The organism is Paraburkholderia monticola (assembly GCF_001580545.1).
Classification (GTDB): Bacteria; Pseudomonadota; Gammaproteobacteria; order Burkholderiales; family Burkholderiaceae; genus Paraburkholderia; species Paraburkholderia monticola.
In genome coordinates, this window is sequence record NZ_LRBG01000001.1 from 445,949 (window position 1) to 469,351 (window position 23,403).

Genomic DNA, 23,403 nt, shown 5'->3' on the forward strand with positions numbered 1-23,403 from the left:
GACCTGCCGCTCAAACCGCCTTCGGATTGCGCTCGGCGAAGCCTTCCTGATGCCAGTACGGATACGCGGGGCGCACGGCGCTCGCCGCGTCGAGCTTCGCGACCTGATCGGGCGTCAGACTCCAGCCGACCGCGCCGAGGTTCTGCCGCAGTTGCGCCTCGTCGCGCGCGCCGATCAGGACCGTCGCGACGGTCGGCCGTTGCAGCAGCCAGTTCAGCGCGATCTGCGGCACGGTCTTGCCGGTTTCGGCGGCAACGTCGTCGAGCGCGTCGAGGACGCTGAACAGATATTCTTGCGGCACCGGCGGCCCCATGTCGGCGGTCTTGTGCAGACGGCTCGTTTCCGGCAACGGCTGACCGCGCTTGAGCTTGCCCGTCAGGCGCCCCCAGCCGAGCGGGCTCCACACCACCGCGCCGACGCCCTGGTCGATGCCGAGCGGCATCAGTTCCCACTCGTAATCGCGCCCGACCAGCGAGTAGTAGGTCTGATTCGCGACGTAACGCGGATAGCCGTAGCGGTCCGCGATATCGAGCGACTTCATCAGATGCCAGCCGGAGAAATTCGACACGCCGATATAGCGGATCTTGCCCGCGCGCACGAGGTCGTCGAGCGTGGACAGCACTTCGGGAATCGGTGTTTTCGCATCGAACCCGTGCAACTGGAACAGGTCGATGTAGTCGGTCTGCAGACGCTTGAGCGACGCATCGACCGCGCGGATCAGATGGAAGCGCGACGAGCCCACGCCGTTCGGATCGTCGTCGAAACGGAAGGTCGCCTTCGTCGAGATCAGCGCCTTGTCGCGCTTGCCCTTGAGCGCTTCGCCGAGCACCGACTCGGACGCGCCCTTCGAATAGATGTCGGCGGTGTCGAACATCGTGACGCCCGCGTCGAAGCAGATGTCGATCAGACGCCGCGCTTCGGCGACGTCGGTCGCGCCCCACGCCTCGAAAAATTCACCCTTGCCGCCGAACGTACCGGTGCCGAAACTCAGCACCGGCACCTTGAAACCCGATGCACCCAGATGTCTGTATTCCATTGAAGAATCTCCGTGGCATTGCCGTCGATGAACGGAGGTTCAGTCTACCCGCGTGGGCGAAAACAGGTCACGACGGCGACACGCTCAACTCCGCCAGCGCATCGCGCACGGCGTCGATCACGCTGTCCCAGGCGCCGAGCGCCGGTTGACGGAACAGCCGCGCGGACGGATACCACGGCGTGTCGCTGCGTTCGAGCAGCCAGCGCCAGCAGGTGTCGAAGCGGTTCAGGATCCAGACGGGTTTGTCGAGCGCGCCGGCCAGGTGCGCGGTCGACGTATCCACCGAAATCAGCAGATCGAGATTGGCGACGAGCGCGGCGGTATCGGCGAAATCGTGCAGCAGGTCGGTGTAATCGGCGACCCGTTCGCGGTGTGCGCTGTCGGCGAGTTGCGGCGCGGCCGCGCCCTTCTGCACGCTGAAGAAACGTACGTTCGGGAGGGCGAGAAGTGGCGCGAATTGCTCGAACGCGAGCGAGCGGCGCGCGTCGATCTTGCGCAACTCCGCGACATGCGCGCGGTTTTCGCCGGCCCAGACGAGGCCGACTTTCAGTGGCCTGCCTGCTTGGGTGTCAGTGACGTGATCGTGTTCGATACGCTCGCGCCATTCGCTCACGGCCGCGGGCTGCGCAAACAGATACGGCTTCACGGCCGGCATGCTCGCTTCGTTCGTGTTGAACGCAAGCGGCAAGCTCAACAGCGGACAATGACAATCGAAGGGCGGCAACGGCTGCCCCGCTTCGACCAACTGATCTACACCGTCGAGCGTCGACAGCAGCCGCAACAACGCGCCCGGCGCTTCGAGCACGACCTTCGCGCCGAGTCCGGCGACGAGCGTCGCATAGCGGCAGAACTGCAGCGTGTCGCCGAGACCCTGCTCCGCATGCAGCAGGATCGTCTTGCCGTCTAGCGGAAAATCGCCGAGCCACAGCGGCTGCGCGAATGCGCGCTTGCCGGCCTTGATGCGGCTGCGCTGCCAGCGCCATTCGTATTCGCGCCAGCCGGTTTCGAAGCGCCCCATCTGCAGCAGACACAAGGACTGGTTCCAGTGCGCTTCGACCGACGCGGGATTCAACGTCAGCGCACGTTCATAGCTCGACAACGCCGCTTCGCGCCGATTCAGATCGATCTGCGCGAGACCGAGGTTGTTCCATGCATCGACGAACCCAGGCGCGAGTTCCAGCGCGCGCTGATAGCAGCGCTGCGCTTCGTCCGGCTGGTTCAGATCGCCTAGCACGTTGCCGCGATTGCTCCAGGCATCCGGATAGTTCGGCTGCAACGCGAGCGCCTTGTCGCAGCTATCGAGTGCATCGGCATAACGGCCGAGATCGCGCAGCACGCACGCGCGGTTGTTCCACGCCGCCGCAAGCTCCGGCGCGAGCGAAAGCGCGCGCTCGTAGCTCGCGAGCGCATCGAGCGGACGATTCAACGCCGCCAAGGCATTGCCGCGATTGTTCAGCGCATCGGCGAATTTCGGCTGCGTCACGAGCGCGCGCTCGGCGCAGGCGAGCGCTTCGTCATGACGCTGCAACGCGTTCAGCGCGTAGGCGAGATTCGAATGCACGGCCGGCTGTTTCGGGTTGACCGCGAGCGCCTTCTTCAGCAGATCGACACCGTCGTGCAAGCGGCCCGTTTGCAGCGCGAGTTCGCCGAGCCAGCGCAGCGCGTCGCCGTGCTTCGGCTTCAGGTCGAGAATCTCGCGATACAGCTCCTCCGCTTCGACGAGCGCGCCGTTCTGCTGGAGCGCGACGGCTTGTCGAAGCAGATGGTCCAACTGTTGCGGGAGACTGGCGGGCTTGCTCATGCGGTACCTGGAATCGAAGGCGCGAAGAATCGTCGGAGCGGTCGCGTCGCGCGTGACGTGACGTGACCGCGAGAAGCGCTCGATTATCGCCGAAAAGCCCGGATTCGAAGGACCGTCGTGGCAGCCTCGCGCTGCTTATTGCGCGGCCACCGACAGATGCTTGCGCTTCGCCAGATCCTGCGCCATCGCATAGTGCTGCTGGATCGTCGGCAGCGCCTGCTTCGCAGCGTTCTTCAACTGCTCGTCGCGGCCCGATGCGATTTCCGCCTGAAACGCGGACAGCGCTTTCTGTTCACCGGCGAGCGCGACCTGTTCGATGTACGTCTTGTCGAACTCCGCGCCGCGCAGATTGTTGATGCTCGCGAGCACGGCTGCATCGGGGTCGTTCTTCGGCACGTCGACACCGCGCGGACTCGCCGCGCGCAACGCGTCGGTGATCTTCGCGTCGTCGTTCGACACGCGCTCGGCAAACGCCTTCACGTCGCGGTCCGTCGAACGCGCGGTGGCGATGCGCGCGGCATCGCGCTGCGTCGCGACAGCTTGCGTGCCGTCCGCGATGAAGCTCTGGTCGGCGGCATGCAGGCGGCCCGTGTCCGCGGGCGCGGCGCTCTGCGCGCTGGCCACCGAGGCGGCCGTCAGAAGACCGCCGAAGCAGGCAGCGGCAGCGATGCGGGCGAAGGGGACGGAAGGCAGGCGGATCATACGTTCTCCTTGAGGTGTAAGCAGCTGAAAGTAAAACGAAGGACACGTGTGCGCCGCGAATCAAGCGTGCGATGTCAAACTCCGCGGCCGGCTTGCGAGCCCAGCGCGGCGCCACGCTTTTATCGCTGCCGATTCTAGAAGCCACGTCGTCAGGCAGGTGAAACGCTGCTGTCGCTTCTGTAACCTTAGGTAACCCTCAGATGAATGCGCCCCGCGAAACTGCCATGCAGTGCTGAACTTTTCGCCATCGACGCCGATAACCAGAGAGAAGCACCGCTTGGCACCGCTGAGCACCGCAATCCCGGAGAACGATTCCAATGGCAGATGAACACCGTGCCAATCACGACCGCAACACCGAACGCAGCAACCTGACGAGCTCCAACAAGTTCGAGCTGCTGCTCTACCGTCTCGGCTGCGTGCCGGGCAGCGACACGCACGAGCTGTATGGGATCAATGTGTTCAAGGTGCGCGAGATCTCGACGATGCCGAGCATCACGCCGATTGCCGGATCGTCGCCGTTCGTGATGGGCGCCGTCGACATTCGCGGGCAGATCATCCCCGTGATCGATCTGCCGCGACTGATGGGTTGCGAGCCGACCCGCGGCCTGAACATCCTGCTCGTCACCGAGTTCGCGCGTTCGACCCAGGCCTTCGCGGTCGAAGAAGTCGACGAGATCGTGCGGCTCGAATGGAACCAAGTACTGTCGGCCGATGGTTCGGCGGGCGGCAAGCTCGTCACGAGCATCGCGCGCATCGACGGCAATACCGGCGACTCGCGGCTCGCCCAGGTGATCGACGTCGAGCAGGTGTTGCGCGACGTGTTTCCGTCGCAGCATCCGAGCGTCGATCCGACGTCGGTCGGCGCGGCGCTCGGCATCCGCCCCGGCGCGAAGATCCTCGCCGCCGACGACTCCGGTTTCGCGCGCAAGCTGATCGAGCAGGCGCTCAGCGCGATCGGCGCCGACTACATCATGACGAAGACCGGCGAAGAAGCGTGGCAAACGCTGCAGCGGGTCGCGCGCGAAGCGCAGCAGAACGGCACGCGCGCGAAGGACAGCATCGCGCTGGTGCTGACCGATCTCGAGATGCCGGAGATGGACGGCTTCATGCTGACGCGCCAGATCAAGGCCGATGCACGCACGCGCGATATTCCGGTGATCATTCACTCGTCGCTGACGGGCGCGGCGAACGAAGCGCATGTGAAGAATGCGGGCGCGAACGGCTATGTCGCGAAGTTCGCGGCGAGCGAGCTCGCCGATGCGATTCGGCAGGCGTTGGGTGCCGCGCCGGTAAAAGTGGCGGCGGGTTGAGGGCGGCTACATCGAGTAGCCAATCGGGTCGCGGCAGCCGTGCTCAACGATGCGCCGCGAGCTCGATCGAGAACCCCATGCGGCCGATCTCGATGCCCATCGTGTTGAGCCGCTTCGGCGCACGAAAGCCTTCGAGCGCCGCGCGTTGATCAGGCGTGCCGATACCGAGGACGGCGAGCAACTCGGCAGCGATCGCGTAGGCCACGCCGGGACTGCCGTCCTCGACTTTCAGCGCGATGCCGAGCGCGCCTTGCGCGCCAAGCCGTGCGGTCTGATGCGACGCGCGCACGCCGATCGCATAGCTGCCGTCCGCGCCGACCTTGCCGACCAGCGCACCATCGAACGCCTGCATCAGCAGCGTGCAGAAGCGCCCTTCCCCGCCGACCAGTTCCGGATAGGACGTCATCGCGCGATAGATCCGCGCGAGCGCGGCCGTGCGCGGCGGCGTCGCGGCGCCCGCTTCCTGCTGATCGCGCGCCGCCGCGAGCTTTGCGAACAGGCGCGCGAGCCGGTCGAGCGGAAAGGCCGGCGTCGGCAGATTGCAGCCGTCGATCGCCCATTCCACCCCCTCGTCCGGCAGATCGCAGACGCTCGCGACCGTCCGCTTCACGCGCACCTGCAACGGATGCTCGGGCAGCTCATAACCGGCGAGCGCCGCGCCGATCGAACGCGCGCCGGCCAGCATGCCCGCGTGCTTGCCCGAACAGTTGCTGCACACGCCGGTGGGCGTAAAGCCGCGTTGGATCCAGTCGACGTACACCGCATCCGATAACGGCGGATGACCGCCGCAACGCAGATCGGCCTCGCTCGCCTGAGCTTTCGCGAGCATGCCGCGGGTGCGTTCGATATGCCGCGGCTCGCTGCTGTGCGATGCGCACATCAGCGCGAGATCGGCTTCGTCGAAACCGCACTGGTCGAGCGCGCCGGTTTCGAGCACGGTGAGCGCCTGCGCCGGCTTCGCCGCGGAACGCGCGAGCGTCATGCGCGCGGCGTCGCCGAACGAATAGAGCAGACGGCCGTCCGCATCGACGACCGCGACGTGCGCGAGATGCGTGTTCTCGATCGAATCACCGCGATAGATCGTCGCCGCGACCGGCGCGGCGGGATTCAGTTCGGACTGGCTCATGGGGTTCGTCTCCTCGTCGTGTCATGGATGGGGCGATGGCGGACAAGGCCACTCCCGGCAATCAGGCGCTCGCCGCCAGCGCCTCTTCGCGCTCGAGTGTGCGCGTGTGCCGCAGTTCCGGGAACAGGCGCATCCACAGCAGCGCGATAGCGATCGTCGCGACACCGCCGACCAGCACCGCCGGCTGCGCGCCCCACCATCCAGCGGTCAGGCCCGATTCGAATTCGCCCAATTGATTCGACGTCCCGATGAACAGCGAATTGACCGCGCTGACGCGGCCGAGCATTTCATCGGGCGTGCGCAGCTGCACGAGCGAGAGCCGCACCACCACGCTGATCGTGTCCGACGCGCCGAGCGCCATCAGCGCGAGTAGCGAGAGGAAGAACTGATGCGACAGCGCAAACACGATCGTCGCGATGCCGAACGCGATCACGCCGCCGAACATCGCCGCACCGGGCCGGTTGCGCAACGGGAAATGCGCGAGCCAGATCGTGCCGGCCAGCGCGCCGATCGCCGTGCCCGAACGCAATAGCCCGAGACCGAGCGGGCCCGCATGCAGCACGTCGCGCGCGAAGATCGGCAGCAACGCGGTCGCGCCGCCGAACAGCACCGCGAACAGATCGAGCGACAGCGCGCCGAGAATCACCGGCTCGCGGCGAATGAACCTGATGCCCGAGAAGACCGACTCGAGCGTGACGGGCGCGCGGCGCGCCGGCTTCGTTTGCAGCGGAATGCTCCACACCGAAGTCGCCGCGGCTGCGAACGACAGCGCGCACGCGAGATACGCCACGCCCGGACCGATCCCGTACAGCAGACCGCCGAGCGCGGGCCCGGCGATCTGCGCGGTCTGATTGGCGGAGGTGGCCCACGCGGTCGCCTTCGGCAGATAGCCGCGCGGCACGACGGCCGGCAGCAGCGACGACACCGCCGGCGATTCGAACGCGCGCGCCGCGCCGACGCAGGCGGCCAGCACGTAGATGAGCGGTGCGGTGATCCAGCCGCCGAAGGTGCCGATCGCAAACAGCAACGCGGCGACGCTTTCGAGGCTCTGGCAGACGGCGGCGATGCGGCGGCGATCGTAACGATCGGCGACATGGCCGACGACGAGCGTCAGCAGGAACATCGGCAGGAACTGCGCGAGGCCGACGAAGCCAAGCGCGAACGCGCTATGCGTGAGCGCGTAGACATGCCAGCCCATCGCGACGGCGAGCATCTGGAACGATAGCGACGCGAGGATGCGGGTGCACCAGAAGCGCTGGAACGGCAGGTGTTTCGGCAGGCTGAAATTCGGGGAATCGGCGGGATCGGAAGAGGCTGGGGGCATCGGTTGTTGCTCGTGACGTGGCGCGGCGGAGCGTAGGTTGGGCGGGCGCTAGTTTAGAGCAAGATCGGCGGGCGTGCAGAAAGGGGCTGGCGGGGGCAATCTTCGACTTCGCCGAAGCAGGCCGCCCTCGCCTGCCTCGGTGCGCAGCGTCACACAGGGCCGCAGCGGCCGGCCCTCCGCGCGGCCGAACTCGACGCAGTGATCGAGCGCGTCGACACCCGCCGGGGCGACGTCGGGATTCGCTTCGCGGTAGAGCTTGGGATTGAACCCGTTGGGCAGTTGAGCCGGCCACGCCTTGCGAGGACCTTACAATTCCCGGTGTGAACCGCCATCGGTTTGCGGCTATGATGGTGCGCCGTGGACAGCCTCCAGGCAGGCGGCACTCCAGCCCGCCTCCGCCGGCCAGCCTCATCGTGTAGCGCACGCTTCGAACTCCCGGAGGGCATCGAATGGTACTGGGGTGGCTCGTCGTACTTCCATTCATCGCCGCGGCGCTCATTGCGCTCACGAGGCAGCGCGCCGCCGCGCTCTGCACGTGGATCGCGTTCGGAGCGGCACTGTTAGGCTGCGGGCTGCTGCTCAGCGAGCGCGTGGGCATGGCCGACCACGACGTGATGCAATGGCGTCATGAGTGGGTGCCCGACATCGGCCTTGCGCTGTCGCTGCGCCTCGATGGCCTGTCGTTCATGTTCGCACTGCTCGTGCTCGCGATCGGCCTGCTCGTCTTCATCTACGCACGCTATTACCTCGCCGGCAGCGACGCGCTGCCGCGTCTGTACCTGCTGCTGCTGCTCTTCATGGGCGCGATGCTCGGCGTCGTGCTGTCGAACAACCTGCTGCTGCTCGTCATCTTCTGGGAGCTCACGAGCCTCGTCTCGTTCCTGCTGATCGGCTTCTGGCCGTGGCGGCCAGACGCGAGGCGCGGCGCGCGCATGGCGCTCACCATCACCGGCGCCGGCGGTCTCGCGCTGCTCGCCGCGGTGCTGCTGCTCGGCCACGTATGCGGCAGCTACGAGCTGAACGACGTGCTCGCTCAGGTGGACAAGGTGCAGCACGATCGGCTGTTCCCGGCCATCCTGTTGCTCACGCTGTTCGCGGCGTTCACGAAGTCGGCGCAGTTTCCATTCCATTTCTGGCTGCCGCACGCGATGTCGGCGCCCACCCCCGTCTCGTCGTACCTGCATTCGGCGACCATGGTGAAAGCCGGCGTGTTCCTGCTCGCGCGTCTCTATCCCGTGTTCGAAGGAAGCCACCTGTGGGCATACACGGCGACGCTCGCCGGGCTCGTCACGCTCGTGGGCGGCGCGGCGATGGCGCTGTTCCAGCGCGATCTGAAGGGCCTGCTCGCGTATTCGACCATCAGTCATCTCGGCCTGATCGTGCTGTTGTTCGGCCTCGATACGCAGCTCTCCACCGTCGCGGCGCTCTTTCACACGGTGAACCACGCCGTCTTCAAGGCGTCGCTCTTCATGGCCGCGGGCATCATCGATCACGAAACCGGCACGCGCGATCTGGGCCGTCTGCGCGGCTTGCGCCGGTACATGCCCCACACGGCCGCGCTCGCGGGCGTGGCGTCGCTGGCGATGGCCGGTGTGCCGCTGCTCAACGGCTTTCTCTCCAAGGAAATGTTCTTCGGCGAAACGCTCGCGCAAAGCATGTTCGGGCCGTTGAACCTCGCCGTGCCGGTCGTCGCGATCGTGGCGGCGGCGCTCTCCGTGGCGTACTCGCTGCGCTTCGTCTGGGGCGTGTTCTTCGACGGCGAGACGCCGCACGATCTGCCGCACTATCCGCCGCACGAACCCCCTCGCTTCATGAAGCTGCCGGTCGAGATTCTTGTGGCGGTGTGCCTGCTGATCGGCCTGTTCCCGCAGCAAAGCATCGGCAGGCTGCTCGAGTCGGCGGCGTGGATCACGCTCGGCGGCAAGGTGCCCGACTACAGCCTGAGCCTGTGGCACGGCATCAACACGCCGCTCGTGATGAGCGTGCTGTCGTTCACGGCGGGCGCGGTCCTCTTCTTCCTGCGCCGCAACGCGTTTCGCCATCGCCGCTCGGTGCTCACCGAGTTGAACGCGAGCGAAATCTTCGACCGCGTCGTGCAGCGTCTCGAACGCAGTGCCGGCGTGATCGTGCGTGGGTTCGAGACGCGCTCGTTGCCGGCCTACCTCGCATGGATGATCGCGGCGATGCTGATCGTGCCGGGTGCCTCGCTCGTCGCGCTCGATGCATGGAGCGGCAGCTACGCACGCCTGCCGCTCGATCCGCTCACGCTGGGCGGGCTCGTGCTGATGTCGGTGCTCGCGCTCGGCGTGGTGCTCGTGCGGGCACACACGCTGTACGCGCTGATCATGCTGAGCACCTGCGGTCTGCTCGTGTCGCTCGCCTTCGTGCGCTTCTCCGCACCCGATCTCGCGCTCACGCAGATCTCCGTCGAAGTGGTCACGATCCTGCTGCTCGTGCTGGCCGTCTATTTCCTGCCCACGCTGCAGCGCGCCGTCGAGCCGCTTCCCGTGCGGCTGCGCAACGGCGTGCTCGCGCTCGCGGGCGGCGTGCTGCTCGGCGGCGTGACCTACCGGATCATGACGAGCGCGCCGGTGGCGGGCATCGCTCCTTACTTCCTCGCCAATGCGCTGCCCGGCAGCGGCGGTCACAACGTCGTCAACGTGATCCTCGTCGATTTCCGCGGCTTCGACACGATGGTCGAAGTCAGCGTGCTGGTGGTGGCTGGGCTCGCCGTCAAAGCGTTGCTGCGCGGCGTGCGCCTGAAGTCGCCCGATGCGGGGCCGGACGGACGGCCGTGGTCGTCGCAATCGCACCCGCTGATGCTGGCGATCCTCGCGCGGCTGATGCTGCCGCTCACCGTGCTGGTCGCCGTGTTCGTGTTCCTGCGCGGCCACAATCTGCCCGGCGGTGGCTTCATCGCCTCGCTGATCATTTCGATCGCGTTGTTGCTGCAGTACGTCGCGAATGGCGTGCTGTGGACCGAGTCGCGCATCCATATCAACTACCGCGCGCTCGCGGGCTACGGCATTCTGCTCGCCGCGGCCACCGGGCTCGGCAGCCTCGCGTTCGGCCGGCCGTTTTTGACCAGCGCGTTCGGGCACCTGCATCTGCCGCTGGTCGGCGAAATCGAGCTGTCGACGGCGATGCTGTTCGATCTCGGCGTGATGGGCGCGGTGGTAGGCACGACGCTGACAATCGTCTCGCACCTCGGCGTGCGCGACAAAGACATGCAATCCGTGGAGAAAAGCTGATGGAAGCCGCCTTTGCCGTCGCGGTCGGCGTGCTTTGCGCGTGCGGCATCTACCTGCTGCTGTGCGCGCGCGTGTTGCCCGTGATTCTCGGCATTACGCTGTTCTCGTATGCGATCAACCTGTTTCTGCTCGGCATGGGCCGGCTGGCGATCGGCAAGCCGGCCGTCATCGCGGCGGGGGCGCAATACGTCGATCCGGTGCCGCAGGCGCTCGTGCTGACGGCGATCGTGATCGGCTTCGCGATGACAGCCTTCACCGTGGTGCTCGCGCTTCGCTCGTTTTCGATGACGGGCAACGATCACGTCAATGGCGAGGAGACGCGCAGCGAATGAACCACGTGCTCCTGCTCCCGATCCTGATTCCGCTCTTTACCGCGGGGCTCATCGTCGCGTTGCCGCTGCGCGCGAAGCGCCTGCAGCGCGCGTTGAATGCGCTCGCCATCATCGCGCTGCTGCCGCTCGCGGGTGTGCTGATGGCGCATGCCGCGCAAGGCGAAATCGCCAGCTACGCGCTCGGCGCATGGCCCGCGCCGTTCGGCATCGTGCTGCAACTCGACCGGCTCGGCGCGCTGATGCTGCTGCTCACGGCGGTGCTCGCGCTCTGCTGCCTGCTCGGCACCTCGAGCGAAGACGCGCGGCGCGGCCGCTATTTCCGTGCGCTGTTCCAGTTCGAGCTGATGGGCCTGAACGGCGCATTCCTCGCGGGCGACCTGTTCAACCTGTTCGTGTTCTTCGAGCTGCTGCTGATCGCGTCGTACGCGCTGCTGCTGCATGGCGGCGGCGCGCGACGGCTGCGCAACGGCTTGCATTATCTGTTGATGAACCTCGTCGGCTCGTCGTTCTTCCTGATCGCGATCGGTGTGCTCTACGGCATCACGGGCACGCTCAACATGGCCGACATGGGCGAACGTCTTGCGCGTCTGGGTCCGGAGTCGCTGCCGCTCGCGCAGTTCGCGGGCGCGACGCTGATGCTCGTGTTCGGCCTGAAGGCCGCCGTGTTTCCGATGTCGTTCTGGTTGCCGCAGGCCTACCGCAGCGCCATCGGCCCGGTGGCCGCGCTGTTCGCGATCATGACGAAGGTCGGCATCTACGCGATGCTGCGCTGCGACGCACTCATGTTCGGCGCGGCGGGCGGCGTGCTCGATGCGTTCATGCATCAGTGGGCATGGTGGCTCGCGATCGCGACGATCGTGTTCGGCGCGCTAGGCGCACTCGCGGTATCGAGTCTCAAGACGACGACGGGCTATCTCGTGCTCGTCTCGGTGGGACTGCTGATCGCGGCGGTCTCGCAGCAGACGCCGATTGCATGGAGCGCGCTGCTCTATTACCTGATCAGCACGACGCTCTGCACCGGCGCGCTGTTCCTGCTCGCGGACACGCTCGAAGCCGACGCGGCTGCTGCGCCGAACCTCGCCGCTGCCGCCGTTTTAGCCAATCCCGCCCCGATCGATCCGATCGAGCCCGGCTCGCTCGAGGCGCTCGACGACGCGGCCGTGGCAGCCATCTTGCCCGACCCGGACGGCGACGCAGTGGCGACGCTTGCGCGCGTGCAGCCGAAGCCGGTCGAGACGGCCGCTGCGCTCGCCGCGCTTGCAGTGGAACGCGCTCACGCCGAAGCCGAAGCCAACGTCGAGGTGGCGCCGCGCACACATGCACCGTGGCCTTCGAACCTCGCCGCGCTGCTCTATCTGATCGCCGCGGTGGGCGCCGCGGGGCTGCCACCGCTGTCGGGCTTCCTCGGCAAGGCGATGGTGCTGGCCGCCACGCCGAGCGGCGCGGCAGCCGTGCTGTGGCCGGCCGTCTTGGTGGCGAGCCTGCTCTCGATCGTTGCGCTGAGCCGCACGGGCACGCGCCTGATGTGGGCGGAGCCCGCCGCGCGCGCCGCCGCCGGCAAGGAGGAACGCGCACCGCGGGGCAGTCACGCGAAGCTGGCCGCGTGCGCGCTGCTGCTCGGCTGCGTCGTGGCCATCACGCTCGGTGCGGGCGCGGTGCGGCACTATCTGACCGATACGGCGACCCAGCTGTTCGATCGCCCCGCCTACGTGCTCGCGATCCTGGCCACAGCGGGCGACGCGCCAACGGCGCTGCCTGCACCTGCCGACGACGTCAAGGGGAACTGACGATGTTGAAACGGATCTTCCCTCACCCCTGGCTTGCTGTCGTGCTGATCGTCTGCTGGGTGCTGCTGATGAACGACATCTCGCCGGGTAATCTACTGCTCGGCGCGGTGCTGGGGTGCGTGATCTCGTTTCGCGTAACCGAAGGCCTGTGGCTGCGGCCGGTGCACTTCGGCCGGCCGCGGCTGTTCGCACTGCTCGCATGGCGTGTGTTGGTCGACATCATCGTCGCCAATGTCGAGGTCGCGGTGCTCGTACTCGGCCCGACCCGGCGGCTGCGCCCAGCGTTCATCGAAGTGCCGCTCGACAGCACCCATGAGATTGCGCTCACGTTACTGATCAGCGTGGTCTCGCTGAGCCCCGGCACGCTGTGCGCCGAACTCAGCGACGACCGCACTCGCCTCGCCGTGCACGTGCTCGACCTCGACGACGAAGCAGCGCTCATCGCGCTCATCAAGTCCCGTTATGAAGCCCCTTTGATGGAGATCTTCGCATGCTAGCCATCGTGATCCCGATCTCGCTCGCGATCCTCGGCATCGCGTTCCTGCTCACGCTCTGGCGCCTCGTGCGCGGTCCGTCGCTGCCCGATCGCATCGTCGCGCTCGATACGCTCAACATCAACGCGATCGCGTTGATCGTCGTGTATGGCATCAGCCTGCGCTCGACCGTCCTCTTCGAGGTTGCGCTGCTGATCGCGGTGATGGGGTTCGTGGGCACCGTCGCGCTGACCAAGTACTTGCAGCGCGGCGACATCATCGAACTCAACTAGCGAGGGGCCTGTCGATGCAAATTTTTGTCGAAACGATCGTCTGTTTGCTGCTGCTCGTCGGCAGCCTGTTTATGCTGATCGGCGCGGTCGGACTCGCGCGGCTGCCCGACTTCTTCATGCGGCTGCACGGGCCGACCAAGTCGACCACGCTGGGTGTGGGCGGCATCGTGCTCGCGTCGGTGGTGTATTTCAGCGTGCATCACAACTTTGCGAGTCTGCATGAGTTGCTGATCCCGGCGTTTCTGTTTCTGACGGCGCCGATTAGCGCTCATATGCTGGCGAAGGCTGGGATTCAGCAGCAGGTGCCGTTGTCGGGGGTGACGCGTGGGCGGCCGCCTGTTACGGGGGCTTGTGCGGAGCGGGGGAATATGCGGGAGGTGCGGGAGAGGGATGACCAGTAGGAGCCTCATAGCGACAGAGATCGCGGACACTGATGGCCGAGTCCTCCTGGATCGAATGCCCCACGTCTCAGAGAGGCTTCCACCGCCGCCCTTCTCGACAGCATGCGACTGCACACGGTCCTCGGCGCGCGCCCGGTGTTAGTTGCGCCGTGGTTGTTATGCAATCGAAACGACGAGTACTACTTCAACGAAGCGACCGGGTGTGCCGACAGATGGGACGCGATGTGGCGCAACTTCATGGATCGCGTTCTCGACGTCATGAAGGTCAAGGAGCCAAGCCCGCACAAAAAAGCCGACTCGCGAGGGTCGGCGTTTGCGTATCAGTCGAAAGACTCGGGGGCGACCGCGCCCGCCTCAATTACCAGATGTGCAGCATCGTTGCCCGGCGCGAAGAAGCGCCAGTCCTCGTCATCTTCAACGCCGTCCGGGACCACGACAAGGCGATACCCTCGTGAGAACGAAACGACGATGCCGCCCGCGAGGTTTGCCGACGCATCCTCGACCTTGATAGGCCCTTGCTCTACGAGCATTTGATGCAAGCGCCGGGCCGTGGCGTGCGCCTTTTCATCTGAGCCCCGCAGATCCTCTCTCGTTGCTACGGTGAAGCCCTCTCGTTCGAGTTCCCAGGCACATTGCACATGAAGCGCCCACGCTCCATCCTCCCGACTTTTTCCCCTAAGCGTGTACCGTCGCTGTGGGCCAAATTGCATTGTGACCATGTCTCCCGCATGGCTAACCCAGCTCACATCAAGCCCGACGAGCACAGCAAGCCGCCCCGCAATTTCGGTCCTCGTATCAATCATCACTACCTCCAAACATGTCCTGCCCCCGCTCCAACATTTCGTGATACCCGAGGCTTTGCTTACTGATGTCGTCATGGAGTTGCCTAGCCTGATTTTTATTCAGCCCGAGCGCCTTTACAACAGCCTTGAACTGCTTGTTTTGCACCTGATTGTTGCGAGGTGTTCCCTCACTACCCGCGACCTGGACGGCGTCCACATCGGGCATGTCCGGCTGATAGTCAAACGGCTGCGCGTCGCCAAGCGGCGTTGAGGTGTCCCTGCCACTAGCCTTGGCTGCGCGCGCGGTAGCTAACTGGGCTTGCCAGGTGGCCGGATCGTACTGGACGGACCTCGCGACGAGATTCCTCAACGGCTTGCTGCTGTAGGGTGATGGAAACAGGCTATCGCGCGGGCCTTTAATGGCAAGCCGGACGCCTTTGCGTACATCTTCGAGAAGTGCCTTAATGATCCACCAGCCATCGGTGTCGGGGTTCCAGTCTCGCACAATAGCGGGCCTTCTTCCTTGGCGGGAGATTCAGCGCCTTTTTACTAAGCGGTCAACCAGAATAAGCGCCGTGCGCCGCTACGCGCGAATGATCAATGAACCAGTTTTTGTACGCTTTCGAATTCAATAAATAATTCCGCCCCAAGCGATGCAGTGATGGTGACAATGCGCGAGCCGGGCTTCTTGACCTTCCAATATGTTTTATCAAGTAACGCCTTTGCATTTTGATGGGCATCGGAACCCGGTATCAGCTCCCTAATATCATAGACGATATTTTGTATGAGCATTTCCGTTAGCAAAAACCGGGTAGCACCTAGAAAGATCAAAGATGTTACTGTGCCGCCAAGCCTCAGTTTTAGCGTGATGGAATTGGTTAAATGATCCACGTCGATTCCTATAAGATAGGAGTCGTGGAAGCCATCAAGGGTTTTTTCATTTTCCATATCAATTGATGTTTGATAATTTATTCATAACGAGGAGAAAGGGACGACAGCCCAATCACGATTGCCGTCCACCCAGTTGTGGGCATGTGGACGCATTCCGTTGTGCGAATGGTCGAAGTCCAAGTCTATGTATCCTTTGCCGTCGCTGCCATATAGTCGCATCTGACCGCTACCGGGGTTGGTGTACCACGTCCCAGGTTCTCCGTTGTTGGGCGTTTTGGCTATATCAAAGGAATCACCGCTCACCGCATCCGGCGTGTACTCGAACGGCTGCGTATCGCCAATCAGCGTTGAGTTGCCCCCATCGTCGGCCGGATCGCCGCTACGGCTGCTGCCAGGCATGGCCGCGCGCGGCAATCAATCGTGTCTGCGGGGTATTCGGGAGACTGACTGCCCTGCTCACAAGGCTTCGCAACGGCGTGCGGTCGTTCAGTGGAAACAGGTCTGCACGCGGGCCTTTAATGGCGAGCCGGGCGCCCTTGCGTACATCTTCGAGAAGTGCCTTAATGATCCACCAGCCATCGGTGTCGGGGTTCCAGCCTCGCACACCATGAAACCCCAGCACCTTACGACCAATGAGACGCCTGACCAGCGTCAGGTCTCCCCCCACTTCCTGCGATTCAGTTCGGCGATACCCAGAAATTCCCGGGTCTCCGCTCTGGCCTTCTGAAGATCTGCGGCCTTTCCGAGGCACGCCTTGTAATACCATTCGTCGCAGATGACATAACAGGCGCCCAGCGGCCTTTGACAGAACAGCTCCACGGAGTGCATCTCAAATATGGACAAGGACATATGTGTGTCGGCGGTTTATCTGGAGCTGATGGCCGGATCAGCAGCAATCAGATAAATACCGCTAGATGGAATGCCCCGTACATGGGCGACAGCCCAAAATCTCCACCAACTTCGATGTTGTTTGATTCCTTGATAACGAATCAGAACTATCACTGCCTGTCAGAGCCGGGCCACTGGCGCATGCGAACAGGATCAAAGCGGGGCTCGCGACGAGACACAACGGCTGTATGACATCGACAGCACTAAGACCACCGAGCCCCGGGCTACGCTTGAATTGCTAGAGGAGCAAAGCCAAAAGCGAATCGAAGCAGCGCAACGTATCGACAGGTTGCAAGACCAGGTTGCGACGAACGCTGACAAGCGTGTTAAGGAGCCGGCCTACGCCGATACGCTTTCCGGCGCTTCCTCATTGATTGTCTTCAGCCGCGATTGCGATTTCAGCAGAAGAGCAAGCTCCACGAGTTCCATCCGATACGTATAGTGCCCTTGCCGTTTTCTCAAACCAATTACACCGAGCGCAAGGCCGGCAACCGCGGCCAAGGCAGCAAGAAAGATCGAGTTCACATAGTTCCCGGGTACGGCGCCGAGTTGGAACGTCTTCAAGAGCCACGACATACCGCCCAAATCCTTGACTTGAGTGAACGCCGCAGCAAGTGCTGTAACGATAGCTACCTCCTTGCCGAAGAAGAGTGCGACGCGAGCGTCGATGCGCGTGACTTTGACCTTCAAATGGTATTGCACACGTTTGAGTTCCTCCTCGGTGTACTTCATGAGATGCATCGCGTGCTGCTCGTCATGGTCGATTTCGTCACTTACGGGGTCGAGGGCATCCTTTTGATTATGTTCTTTCACATGCACATACCAAACGATCAGGCCCGTGATGATTTTGACGCCTACGGCCACCAGCGCGAGGAGAGTGCTTAGTAGGCTGCTCACAATGGCGACCACTTGCGAGAACTCCGCCTGATGGAGTTTGAATGAGTAGCCGAAAATGAGCGCCAGCCCAAGAGATACGCCGCTGACAACCAGCATCCAGTTTGTCGCTTTTTCCACAGCGTGCGCGCACGGTCCCTCTTTCGACTCCGCGCGATATGGTTTGCAGTCGTTCTTCAGATACTTCAGGATCTCGTTGATTTTTTCCATCGTTGATTATGCGAGTTGAGTTTCACGGTAGTTGGACAGCACGTGCATATCGGCTTCGTGCTGGTGTTTCTTGAGCCTAAGGCTGCTTGAACAAGTACAAGCGATGTAACAGGCGCTGCGTCTCTAGATACATGCCGTGTATCTGTTGATACGGTCGCGAACAAGGTCGAAGCGGCCTATCACCGCACCGACCTGCTGGAACAGCGCCGCCCGATGATGGAGACGTGGGCGAAACATATCCGCACACTAGCCTGACTGCGGCACAAAGCGCACATTCCAGCGTGAACAAACGTTGGCATTTCGTTGGGTCACAGCGAAAGTCTGGGGTTACTCATTGCACATATTTGTGATGGCGAAACCAAAAAGGGCTACACGGATGTAGCCCTTTCAGTTCCTGCTTCAAGGCAGCGGAAGCTTGCTGTCATCGAGCCGTCGCGGAGGATTGGCTCCCCAACGTGCTTTTATCTGTTCCGGACTCTCCGGAGGCCATTTCACACCCATCTTGATGATGCGATCCCGGATTTCGATTAGCTTTTTGTAGGCCGGGGAACTGGGCGCGAAGGTATTAATGTCATCCCATATTCCTAGTGGGAATGACTCGCCATTAATGTTGTAGGTGTTGGGGTTTGCCCCATGGTCCAGCAAGTAGTCAATTTGATCTAGTGCTCGGTTTGCCAGCGCTTCATACAGCACTGTATTACGCAACGAATCGCGCCGGTTCACATCTGCGCCTCGTTCCACCAGCAGCCTGAGCGAACCAGATGTCGACTCCTTTGCAACATCAAAAATTATCGGGGTGCCTTCTGAAATCAAATTAGGATCAACACCACCGTCCAGCATCGCACGCAGGAATTCCGGGTGCGAGCTGTTGAGCACGACCCCGAGCGGATCGCCAAAATTCGGCACCTCCTGCACGGGATCGGCCCCGGCCCTCACCACCTCCGACGCAACCGCAAGCCGATGCGGGTCGCGCTGCAACGCCTCCTGAAACGCAAAAAACAGCATCGTCATGTTCTTGCGCCCGGGCGTGTTCAGGTCCGTCTTCGGTGCCAGTCGCCGGACCTGCTCCATGTCACCTCGCTCGATGGCCTGCGCCAGCTCGAGTTGCGGGCCGCTAAAAAAATCAGTGGCGGGAAATTTTTTCATTGCATGAACCACAGGGGATAGCGCCAGTAACAGCACCGGCACGATAAGAATTCGGCTGAGTGTATTCATCACTTTCAGCCCCGTTATGACAGCGTTTCAAGTACGGAGATGTCCTCTGCCTTCTGCTGCTCGATGCCGTCTATTGCCTGCCTGATGAAGTGCCGCGACACGGGCGAGCCGCTGCCGGGAAGGGGATAGGGAGTACCGGCTGCACCGGGCAGGGGCGTCCACGTCTGTGCCACGGTCAGAATGTCGCCCTTCACATGGTACGCATTGATGTTCGATGGCGTGACCTGGCCGCCGTAATGCTGGACCGTCTTCGGGTGCAGGCCCGCTGCATTGAAGCTCCAGCAGTCCTTCCTGCTGGCGACGGATGCAGCCGAACACAGGCCACCGCCTAGCGAGTGACCCGCAAGATCAATTGGCGCCTGTGTGCGGCGCATCTTCCATCCAATATCTACGGCTCGCTCATAGTAAGGCGACTCCATATCCACGCTTTGGGTGAAGTTGTTCGACCAGTCGGCCAGGCTCGTCATTTCGGTTCCCTTGAAGGCGAGGGTGGGCTTCATGTCGTTGCCGAAGACCGCTGCATCCGGTTCATACACCTGTGCTCCAAAATTGGAACCCTTGATTTTCAGGTCTTTCGGCTTCAAACCATACTGATCCAGAAAGTCGGTATCCTCGCTGCGGTTCGCCCACCCTTCGGGCACCGGCCCGGACGGCTCGTAGACATGATCGGAGAGTTTGGCCTTCTCCACCGCGACGTTGTTGCGTGCGAGCCGTTCAGCCGCTGCCCGCACGCGCCCTGACATGGCCGCATTGCCCGCCGCAATCACCGCCATGCGCGTCTGCCACCGCTGCGCCTTGGTCAGTTCCTGTGGTACCTCGATGCGCGGCGGTATCGCCCTGGCTGCGCGCGCACCGGCTAACTGGGCTTGCCAGGTGGCCGGATCGTACTGGACGGACCTCGCGACGAGATTCCTCAACGGCGTACTGCTGTAGGGTGATGGAAACAGGCTATCGCGCGGGCCTTTGATGGCAAGCCGAACGCCTTTGCGCACGTCGTCGAGAAGTGCTTTGATGATCCACCAGCCATCGGTGTCGGGGCTCCAGTTTCGCACACCATGAAACCCCAGCACCTTACGATCAATGAGACGCCTGATTAGCGTCAGGTCCTCCTTCCACTTCTCCCGATTCAGTTCGGCAATACCCAGAAATTCCTGGGTCTCCGCCCTGGCCTTCTGGAGGTCTGCGGCCTTTCCGAGGCACGCCTTGTAGTGCCATTCGTCGCAGATGACATAACAGGCACCCAGCGGCCTCTGACAGAACAGTTCCACGGAGTGCATCTCAAATATGGACAAGGACATATGTGTGTCGGCGGTTTATCTGGAGTTGCTGCCCGGATCAGCAGCGATCAGATAAATACCGCGACACGGAATGTCCGTACATGGGCGACAGCCCAAAATCTCCACTGCCTTCGATGAAACAGACTAAAAAGCACCCGCACGCACATGGCGGTTCTTCGCTCCCGCAGTACGAACTGCTAACGGAAAGGACTTGCGCCACCGTCTGCGTCACCTGGGTGAATTCATGCTGGGTGGCGAAGGCGGCGACGACGTATTGGGCCGCATCGAACACACGAAGCATTCGCGGGGTGAAATGGACCGGATCGAGACAGAGAGAAGGCAGCGAGGGGTCACCAAGCGATAACCGAATGGCATTTATGCCCGCAGATGATCCGCCACCCAACCCAAAGGTTTTCCAGGAGCGCTGTGCATTAGCGAGCCCGGCTGCTTGCGTTGGCTCCACTTCGGAGCTTGGTGAAGGCGCAAATGCGGACAGGCATCGCCCGCGCGCGAGGCGTCCTCTTTCTGAGGAAACCGGGAACATCGCTCAGAAAAAGGCAGATGCAGGAAAGGACGAGCGAGTCACATGGCCGGTGACGGACCGTGACGCAGTTGGGCCTATGGCGGGCTCTAAGGTGGGTAAACGAAAAACGGGCCAGAAGGCCCGTATTCATTGATGTCCTGGCGGAGAGACGGGGATTCGAACCCCGGATAGGCTATTAACCTATACACGCTTTCCAGGCGTGCGACTTAAACCGCTCATCCATCTCTCCGGCGGGGAGCCGAATTATAGCAAACTTCGCGCCGTGCGCCACACCCTAACCCAAACCGCCCGCAAACCCCCTACGGATGCCGGATATAGTCGACCAGCGCCATCGTATAGGCGTCCGCCTTGCGATCGATCAGACTCACCCCGATCGCGACGAGAAACCCCGCCGGCACGCCGAACACGCCCGAACTGATCGGTTCGATCCCGAACCAGCGCGCGCCCGTAAACCCCGTCATCTGCGTGAAGAACGGATACGTCGACACGATGTAGTAGATGCACACGGCGAGCCCCGCGACCATCCCCGCCACCGCACCGAGCCGCGTCGTGCGCTTCCAGAACACGCCGAGCACGAGCGCCGGAAACAGACTCGACGCCGCCAGCGAAAACGCCGCCCCGACCAGAAACAGAATGTTCCCCGTATTGAGCGACGCCACGTACGACGCGAACAGCGCGACACCCAGCAGCAGAATCTTCGAGATCGTCACGCGCCGCTGGCTCGACGCAGTCGGATCGACCATGTGGTAGTACACGTCGTGCGACAACGCGTTCGCGATCGTCAGCAGCAGACCATCGGCGGTCGATAGCGCCGCGGCCAGCGCCCCCGCCGCGATCAAGCCCGACATCACATACGGCAGCCCCGCGATCTCGGGCGCCGCGAGCACGACCATATCGGGCTGCATCTGGATCTCGCTCCAGCGCACGATGCCATCGCCGTTCGTATCGGCGAGGCTGATCAGGCTCGGCTCGACCTTGCGCCATTGCATCAGCCATTGCGGCAGATCGGCGAAGTGATGACCGACCAGGTTCGTCAGCATCTCGTACTTGATCATGACGGCGAGCACCGGCACGGTCAGATAGAACAGCGCGACGAAAAAGAGCGTCCAGCCGACCGAGCGGCGCGCCGACGCGACCGAGGTCGTGGTGTTGTAGCGCGTCAGGATATGCGGCAGGCTCGCCGTACCCAGCGACAGACACAGCAGCAGCGACAGAAAATTACGCGCATGCGTGCCGCGGTCTTCGTCGCCGACCGCCGGAAACGGTTCGTGCATCGGCACCGGCGCGGTCGCGCGCATCAGCATGTCGTCGCGCTGCTGGCTCCAGACGATCTGCGCGGCGGCGGCATCGCGCGGAAACTGGTCGAGCGCGCGTTCGCGCTCCTTGATCTCGCGCAACGGACCGTTATGGCGACGCAGATCGCCGACCTCCTGCGTGAGCCGCTGCTTCTCGTCAACGTACGATTGCGGCAGCGTATCGAGCCGCATCTGCATCAGCGCGGCACGGCGTCGAAAGTCGTCGCGCACGCGTTCTTCGAGCGGCGCGTCGCGCACCTGTTTCTCGAGCCCTTCCATGCGCTCCATCAAACGTCCATAGCTGAATTGCGGCACCCAGCCGAGGCCGTCCTTGTGCGCGATCATCGACACCGGTATCAGCATCGCGAGAATCAGGATGATGTACTGCGCGACCTGAGTCCACGTGACCGCACGCATGCCGCCGAGAAACGAGCACACCAGGATGCCCGCGAGTCCGCAGAAAATGCCGACCGCGAAATCGACGCCGATGAAGCGCGTCGCGATCAGCCCGACACCCTGGATCTGCGCGACCAGATAGACGAACGAGCACAGGATCGCGGCGAGCGCCGCGATGCCGCGCACCGCGTTGCTCGAATAGCGCGTGCCGAGAAAATCCGGAATCGTGTAGCGCGCGAGCTTGCGCACATACGGCGCGAGCAGGAACGCGACGAGGCAGTAGCCGCCGGTCCAGCCCATCATGTAGGCGAGGCCGTCGTAGCCGGTCGCGTAGATCGACCCGGCGAGGCCGATGAACGACGCGGCCGATAGCCAGTCGGCCGCGGTCGCCATGCCATTGAACGCCGACGGCACGCGCCGCCCCGCCACGTAGTATTCGACCAGATCCGACGTGCGCGACAACACGCCGATCACCGCATAGACCGCGATCGGCACGAACAGGAACACATAGCCGATCCACACGCCGGGACCGGTGCTGCGCTCGATGCGCCACATCACGTAGATGAACAGCAGGAAGCCGAGCGTATAGAGCGCGTACGAGCGGATCAGCCGATGCGTAAGCTTCATCGGCTCAACGTCCGCGCGCGGCCGGCGCGTTCGTATCGATGTTTGCGCGGCTCGCGGACTCCGCGCCGGGATCGCTTGCGGCATCGCGCTGCGAATCCGCTTCGAACGCGCGCTGCAACTGACGATCCGCGCGCTGCATCAGCACGATATAGACGACGATCAACGCGAGGTAGATCAGGATCGCGCCCTGCGCGCCGAAGTAGAACGGCAGACTGAAGCCGCCGACGCGCACCCGCGCGAGCGCCGGCGCCAGCAACGGCACGACGAAGGAGACGAAGAAGCCCAGCGTCATCAGCACCGTGATCAACACGAGGTTGAAACGCCAGTATTTGCGATGCGCGAGCGCCATCGCTACCGAGACCGGTGGCGGTTCGGGCGCGGGATTCAACGTGGTGCGGGAGGAGAGGTGCGGCGCGGCCATGCGCCTATGTATCAAAAAGGCATCGGCGAGGCAATTGGGATTGTCCGCCCGATAGCGTGATGCAGGCCTGCCACTCGAACCACGGGTCCGCGCGACGCGGCACCAGGCGTGTCGATCGACACACCGC

General features: G+C 63.4%; 21 protein-coding genes and 1 tRNA gene. 7 read left to right on the forward strand and 15 right to left on the reverse strand.

Features of this window, described 5'->3' with window-relative positions:
- Nucleotides 1-10: 10 nt before the first annotated feature.
- The 3 genes from CI15_RS01935 to CI15_RS01945 form a co-directional block, all read right to left on the reverse strand.
- On the reverse strand, nt 11-1,036 hold the full coding sequence (locus tag CI15_RS01935; protein ID WP_062123756.1) for an aldo/keto reductase: 1,026 nt from the start codon (nt 1,034-1,036) through the stop codon (nt 11-13).
- Between the two features lie 67 nt (nt 1,037-1,103).
- Entirely contained in the window at nt 1,104-2,837 is a 1,734-nt protein-coding gene (locus CI15_RS01940) for a tetratricopeptide repeat protein (protein ID WP_062123758.1), read from the reverse strand.
- 135 nt (nt 2,838-2,972) lie between these two features.
- A complete protein-coding gene (locus CI15_RS01945; protein ID WP_062123760.1) occupies nt 2,973-3,539 on the reverse strand; it encodes a DUF4142 domain-containing protein in 567 nt (188 codons plus the stop codon).
- Between the two features lie 317 nt (nt 3,540-3,856).
- On the opposite strand from CI15_RS01945, the gene CI15_RS01950 reads away from it, so the two are divergent.
- Nucleotides 3,857-4,849 (forward strand): chemotaxis protein CheV, encoded by a 993-nt coding sequence (locus CI15_RS01950; RefSeq protein ID WP_062123764.1) that lies wholly within the window; start codon nt 3,857-3,859, stop codon nt 4,847-4,849.
- Between the two features lie 43 nt (nt 4,850-4,892).
- Here the strand turns inward: CI15_RS01950 and CI15_RS01955 are convergent, their stop codons facing one another.
- Both CI15_RS01955 and CI15_RS01960 read right to left on the reverse strand, forming a co-directional pair.
- The gene (locus CI15_RS01955) at nt 4,893-5,975 is read right to left on the reverse strand and encodes an asparaginase (protein WP_062123765.1); all 1,083 of its coding nucleotides are present in this window, start codon (nt 5,973-5,975) and stop codon (nt 4,893-4,895) included.
- A gap of 61 nt (nt 5,976-6,036) precedes the next feature.
- A complete protein-coding gene (locus CI15_RS01960; RefSeq protein WP_062123766.1) occupies nt 6,037-7,299 on the reverse strand; it encodes an MFS transporter in 1,263 nt (420 codons plus the stop codon).
- Nucleotides 7,300-7,748: 449 nt separating this feature from the next.
- Between CI15_RS01960 and CI15_RS01965 the strand changes: the two genes are divergently transcribed.
- The 6 genes from CI15_RS01965 to CI15_RS01990 are packed head-to-tail and all read left to right on the forward strand — an operon-like array spanning nt 7,749 to nt 13,836.
- Entirely contained in the window at nt 7,749-10,550 is a 2,802-nt protein-coding gene (locus CI15_RS01965; RefSeq protein WP_062123771.1) for a monovalent cation/H+ antiporter subunit A, read from the forward strand.
- Entirely contained in the window at nt 10,550-10,882 is a 333-nt protein-coding gene (locus CI15_RS01970) for a Na+/H+ antiporter subunit C (RefSeq protein WP_062123773.1), read from the forward strand. Before CI15_RS01965 ends, CI15_RS01970 begins: the two co-directional genes overlap by 1 nt.
- Nucleotides 10,879-12,669, forward strand: coding sequence for a monovalent cation/H+ antiporter subunit D (locus CI15_RS01975; protein ID WP_062123775.1), 1,791 nt, complete (start codon nt 10,879-10,881; stop codon nt 12,667-12,669). Before CI15_RS01970 ends, CI15_RS01975 begins: the two co-directional genes overlap by 4 nt.
- Before the next feature lie 2 nt (nt 12,670-12,671).
- Nucleotides 12,672-13,166, forward strand: coding sequence for a Na+/H+ antiporter subunit E (locus CI15_RS01980; protein WP_062123777.1), 495 nt, complete (start codon nt 12,672-12,674; stop codon nt 13,164-13,166).
- A complete protein-coding gene (locus tag CI15_RS01985; protein WP_008922284.1) occupies nt 13,160-13,435 on the forward strand; it encodes a K+/H+ antiporter subunit F in 276 nt (91 codons plus the stop codon). The genes CI15_RS01980 and CI15_RS01985 overlap by 7 nt, the downstream gene beginning before the upstream one ends.
- Nucleotides 13,436-13,449: 14 nt before the next feature.
- Nucleotides 13,450-13,836 carry a Na+/H+ antiporter subunit G gene (locus CI15_RS01990; protein WP_062123779.1) on the forward strand — a complete coding sequence of 129 codons (387 nt, stop codon included), beginning with the start codon at nt 13,450-13,452 and terminating at the stop codon, nt 13,834-13,836.
- Nucleotides 13,837-14,156: 320 nt separating this feature from the next.
- On the opposite strand, the gene CI15_RS01995 is transcribed toward CI15_RS01990, so the two are convergent.
- From CI15_RS01995 to CI15_RS02040, 10 genes are all read right to left on the reverse strand, one after another.
- Nucleotides 14,157-14,639: a hypothetical protein gene (locus tag CI15_RS01995; protein WP_062123781.1), complete on the reverse strand. Its 483-nt coding sequence runs from the start codon at nt 14,637-14,639 to the stop codon at nt 14,157-14,159.
- Complete coding sequence (locus CI15_RS37570) at nt 14,632-15,123, reverse strand: hypothetical protein (RefSeq protein WP_241495782.1); 492 nt, start codon at nt 15,121-15,123, stop codon at nt 14,632-14,634. Before CI15_RS37570 ends, CI15_RS01995 begins: the two co-directional genes overlap by 8 nt.
- Nucleotides 15,124-15,215: 92 nt before the next feature.
- Complete coding sequence (locus CI15_RS02005) at nt 15,216-15,566, reverse strand: hypothetical protein (RefSeq protein ID WP_062123783.1); 351 nt, start codon at nt 15,564-15,566, stop codon at nt 15,216-15,218.
- Between the two features lie 24 nt (nt 15,567-15,590).
- The gene (locus CI15_RS37445) at nt 15,591-15,908 is read right to left on the reverse strand and encodes a hypothetical protein (protein ID WP_174543188.1); all 318 of its coding nucleotides are present in this window, start codon (nt 15,906-15,908) and stop codon (nt 15,591-15,593) included.
- A gap of 828 nt (nt 15,909-16,736) precedes the next feature.
- Complete coding sequence (locus CI15_RS02015) at nt 16,737-17,501, reverse strand: hypothetical protein (RefSeq protein ID WP_062123787.1); 765 nt, start codon at nt 17,499-17,501, stop codon at nt 16,737-16,739.
- A 399-nt stretch (nt 17,502-17,900) separates the two neighbouring features.
- The gene (locus CI15_RS02020; protein WP_062123789.1) at nt 17,901-18,716 is read right to left on the reverse strand and encodes an ankyrin repeat domain-containing protein; all 816 of its coding nucleotides are present in this window, start codon (nt 18,714-18,716) and stop codon (nt 17,901-17,903) included.
- 14 nt (nt 18,717-18,730) lie between these two features.
- The gene (locus tag CI15_RS02025) at nt 18,731-19,993 is read right to left on the reverse strand and encodes a Tle-like phospholipase domain-containing protein (RefSeq protein ID WP_241495788.1); all 1,263 of its coding nucleotides are present in this window, start codon (nt 19,991-19,993) and stop codon (nt 18,731-18,733) included.
- A 682-nt stretch (nt 19,994-20,675) separates the two neighbouring features.
- A tRNA-Ser gene (locus CI15_RS02030) sits at nt 20,676-20,766 on the reverse strand.
- Nucleotides 20,767-20,836: 70 nt separating this feature from the next.
- Complete coding sequence (locus CI15_RS02035; protein WP_062123793.1) at nt 20,837-22,855, reverse strand: sodium:solute symporter family protein; 2,019 nt, start codon at nt 22,853-22,855, stop codon at nt 20,837-20,839.
- Between the two features lie 4 nt (nt 22,856-22,859).
- Nucleotides 22,860-23,276, reverse strand: coding sequence for a DUF4212 domain-containing protein (locus CI15_RS02040; RefSeq protein ID WP_174543189.1), 417 nt, complete (start codon nt 23,274-23,276; stop codon nt 22,860-22,862).
- Between the last annotated feature and the right edge of the window lie 127 nt (nt 23,277-23,403).

Excerpts from the sequence above, each read along its gene's own strand:
- CI15_RS01935 (WP_062123756.1), bottom strand. The coding sequence starts at position 1,036 with ATGGAATACAGACATCTGGGTGCATCGGGTTTCAAGGTGCCGGTGCTG.
- CI15_RS01940 (WP_062123758.1), bottom strand. The coding sequence starts at position 2,837 with ATGAGCAAGCCCGCCAGTCTCCCGCAACAGTTGGACCATCTGCTTCGA.
- CI15_RS01945 (WP_062123760.1), bottom strand. The coding sequence starts at position 3,539 with ATGATCCGCCTGCCTTCCGTCCCCTTCGCCCGCATCGCTGCCGCTGCC.
- CI15_RS01950 (WP_062123764.1), top strand. The coding sequence starts at position 3,857 with ATGGCAGATGAACACCGTGCCAATCACGACCGCAACACCGAACGCAGC.
- CI15_RS01955 (WP_062123765.1), bottom strand. The coding sequence starts at position 5,975 with ATGAGCCAGTCCGAACTGAATCCCGCCGCGCCGGTCGCGGCGACGATC.
- CI15_RS01960 (WP_062123766.1), bottom strand. The coding sequence starts at position 7,299 with ATGCCCCCAGCCTCTTCCGATCCCGCCGATTCCCCGAATTTCAGCCTG.
- CI15_RS01965 (WP_062123771.1), top strand. The coding sequence starts at position 7,749 with ATGGTACTGGGGTGGCTCGTCGTACTTCCATTCATCGCCGCGGCGCTC.
- CI15_RS01970 (WP_062123773.1), top strand. The coding sequence starts at position 10,550 with ATGGAAGCCGCCTTTGCCGTCGCGGTCGGCGTGCTTTGCGCGTGCGGC.
- CI15_RS01975 (WP_062123775.1), top strand. The coding sequence starts at position 10,879 with ATGAACCACGTGCTCCTGCTCCCGATCCTGATTCCGCTCTTTACCGCG.
- CI15_RS01980 (WP_062123777.1), top strand. The coding sequence starts at position 12,672 with ATGTTGAAACGGATCTTCCCTCACCCCTGGCTTGCTGTCGTGCTGATC.
- CI15_RS01985 (WP_008922284.1), top strand. The coding sequence starts at position 13,160 with ATGCTAGCCATCGTGATCCCGATCTCGCTCGCGATCCTCGGCATCGCG.
- CI15_RS01990 (WP_062123779.1), top strand. The coding sequence starts at position 13,450 with ATGCAAATTTTTGTCGAAACGATCGTCTGTTTGCTGCTGCTCGTCGGC.
- CI15_RS01995 (WP_062123781.1), bottom strand. The coding sequence starts at position 14,639 with ATGATTGATACGAGGACCGAAATTGCGGGGCGGCTTGCTGTGCTCGTC.
- CI15_RS02005 (WP_062123783.1), bottom strand. The coding sequence starts at position 15,566 with ATGGAAAATGAAAAAACCCTTGATGGCTTCCACGACTCCTATCTTATA.
- CI15_RS37445 (WP_174543188.1), bottom strand. The coding sequence starts at position 15,908 with ATGCCTGGCAGCAGCCGTAGCGGCGATCCGGCCGACGATGGGGGCAAC.
- CI15_RS02015 (WP_062123787.1), bottom strand. The coding sequence starts at position 17,501 with ATGGAAAAAATCAACGAGATCCTGAAGTATCTGAAGAACGACTGCAAA.
- CI15_RS02020 (WP_062123789.1), bottom strand. The coding sequence starts at position 18,716 with ATGAATACACTCAGCCGAATTCTTATCGTGCCGGTGCTGTTACTGGCG.
- CI15_RS02025 (WP_241495788.1), bottom strand. The coding sequence starts at position 19,993 with ATGCACTCCGTGGAACTGTTCTGTCAGAGGCCGCTGGGTGCCTGTTAT.
- CI15_RS02035 (WP_062123793.1), bottom strand. The coding sequence starts at position 22,855 with ATGAAGCTTACGCATCGGCTGATCCGCTCGTACGCGCTCTATACGCTC.
- CI15_RS02040 (WP_174543189.1), bottom strand. The coding sequence starts at position 23,276 with ATGGCCGCGCCGCACCTCTCCTCCCGCACCACGTTGAATCCCGCGCCC.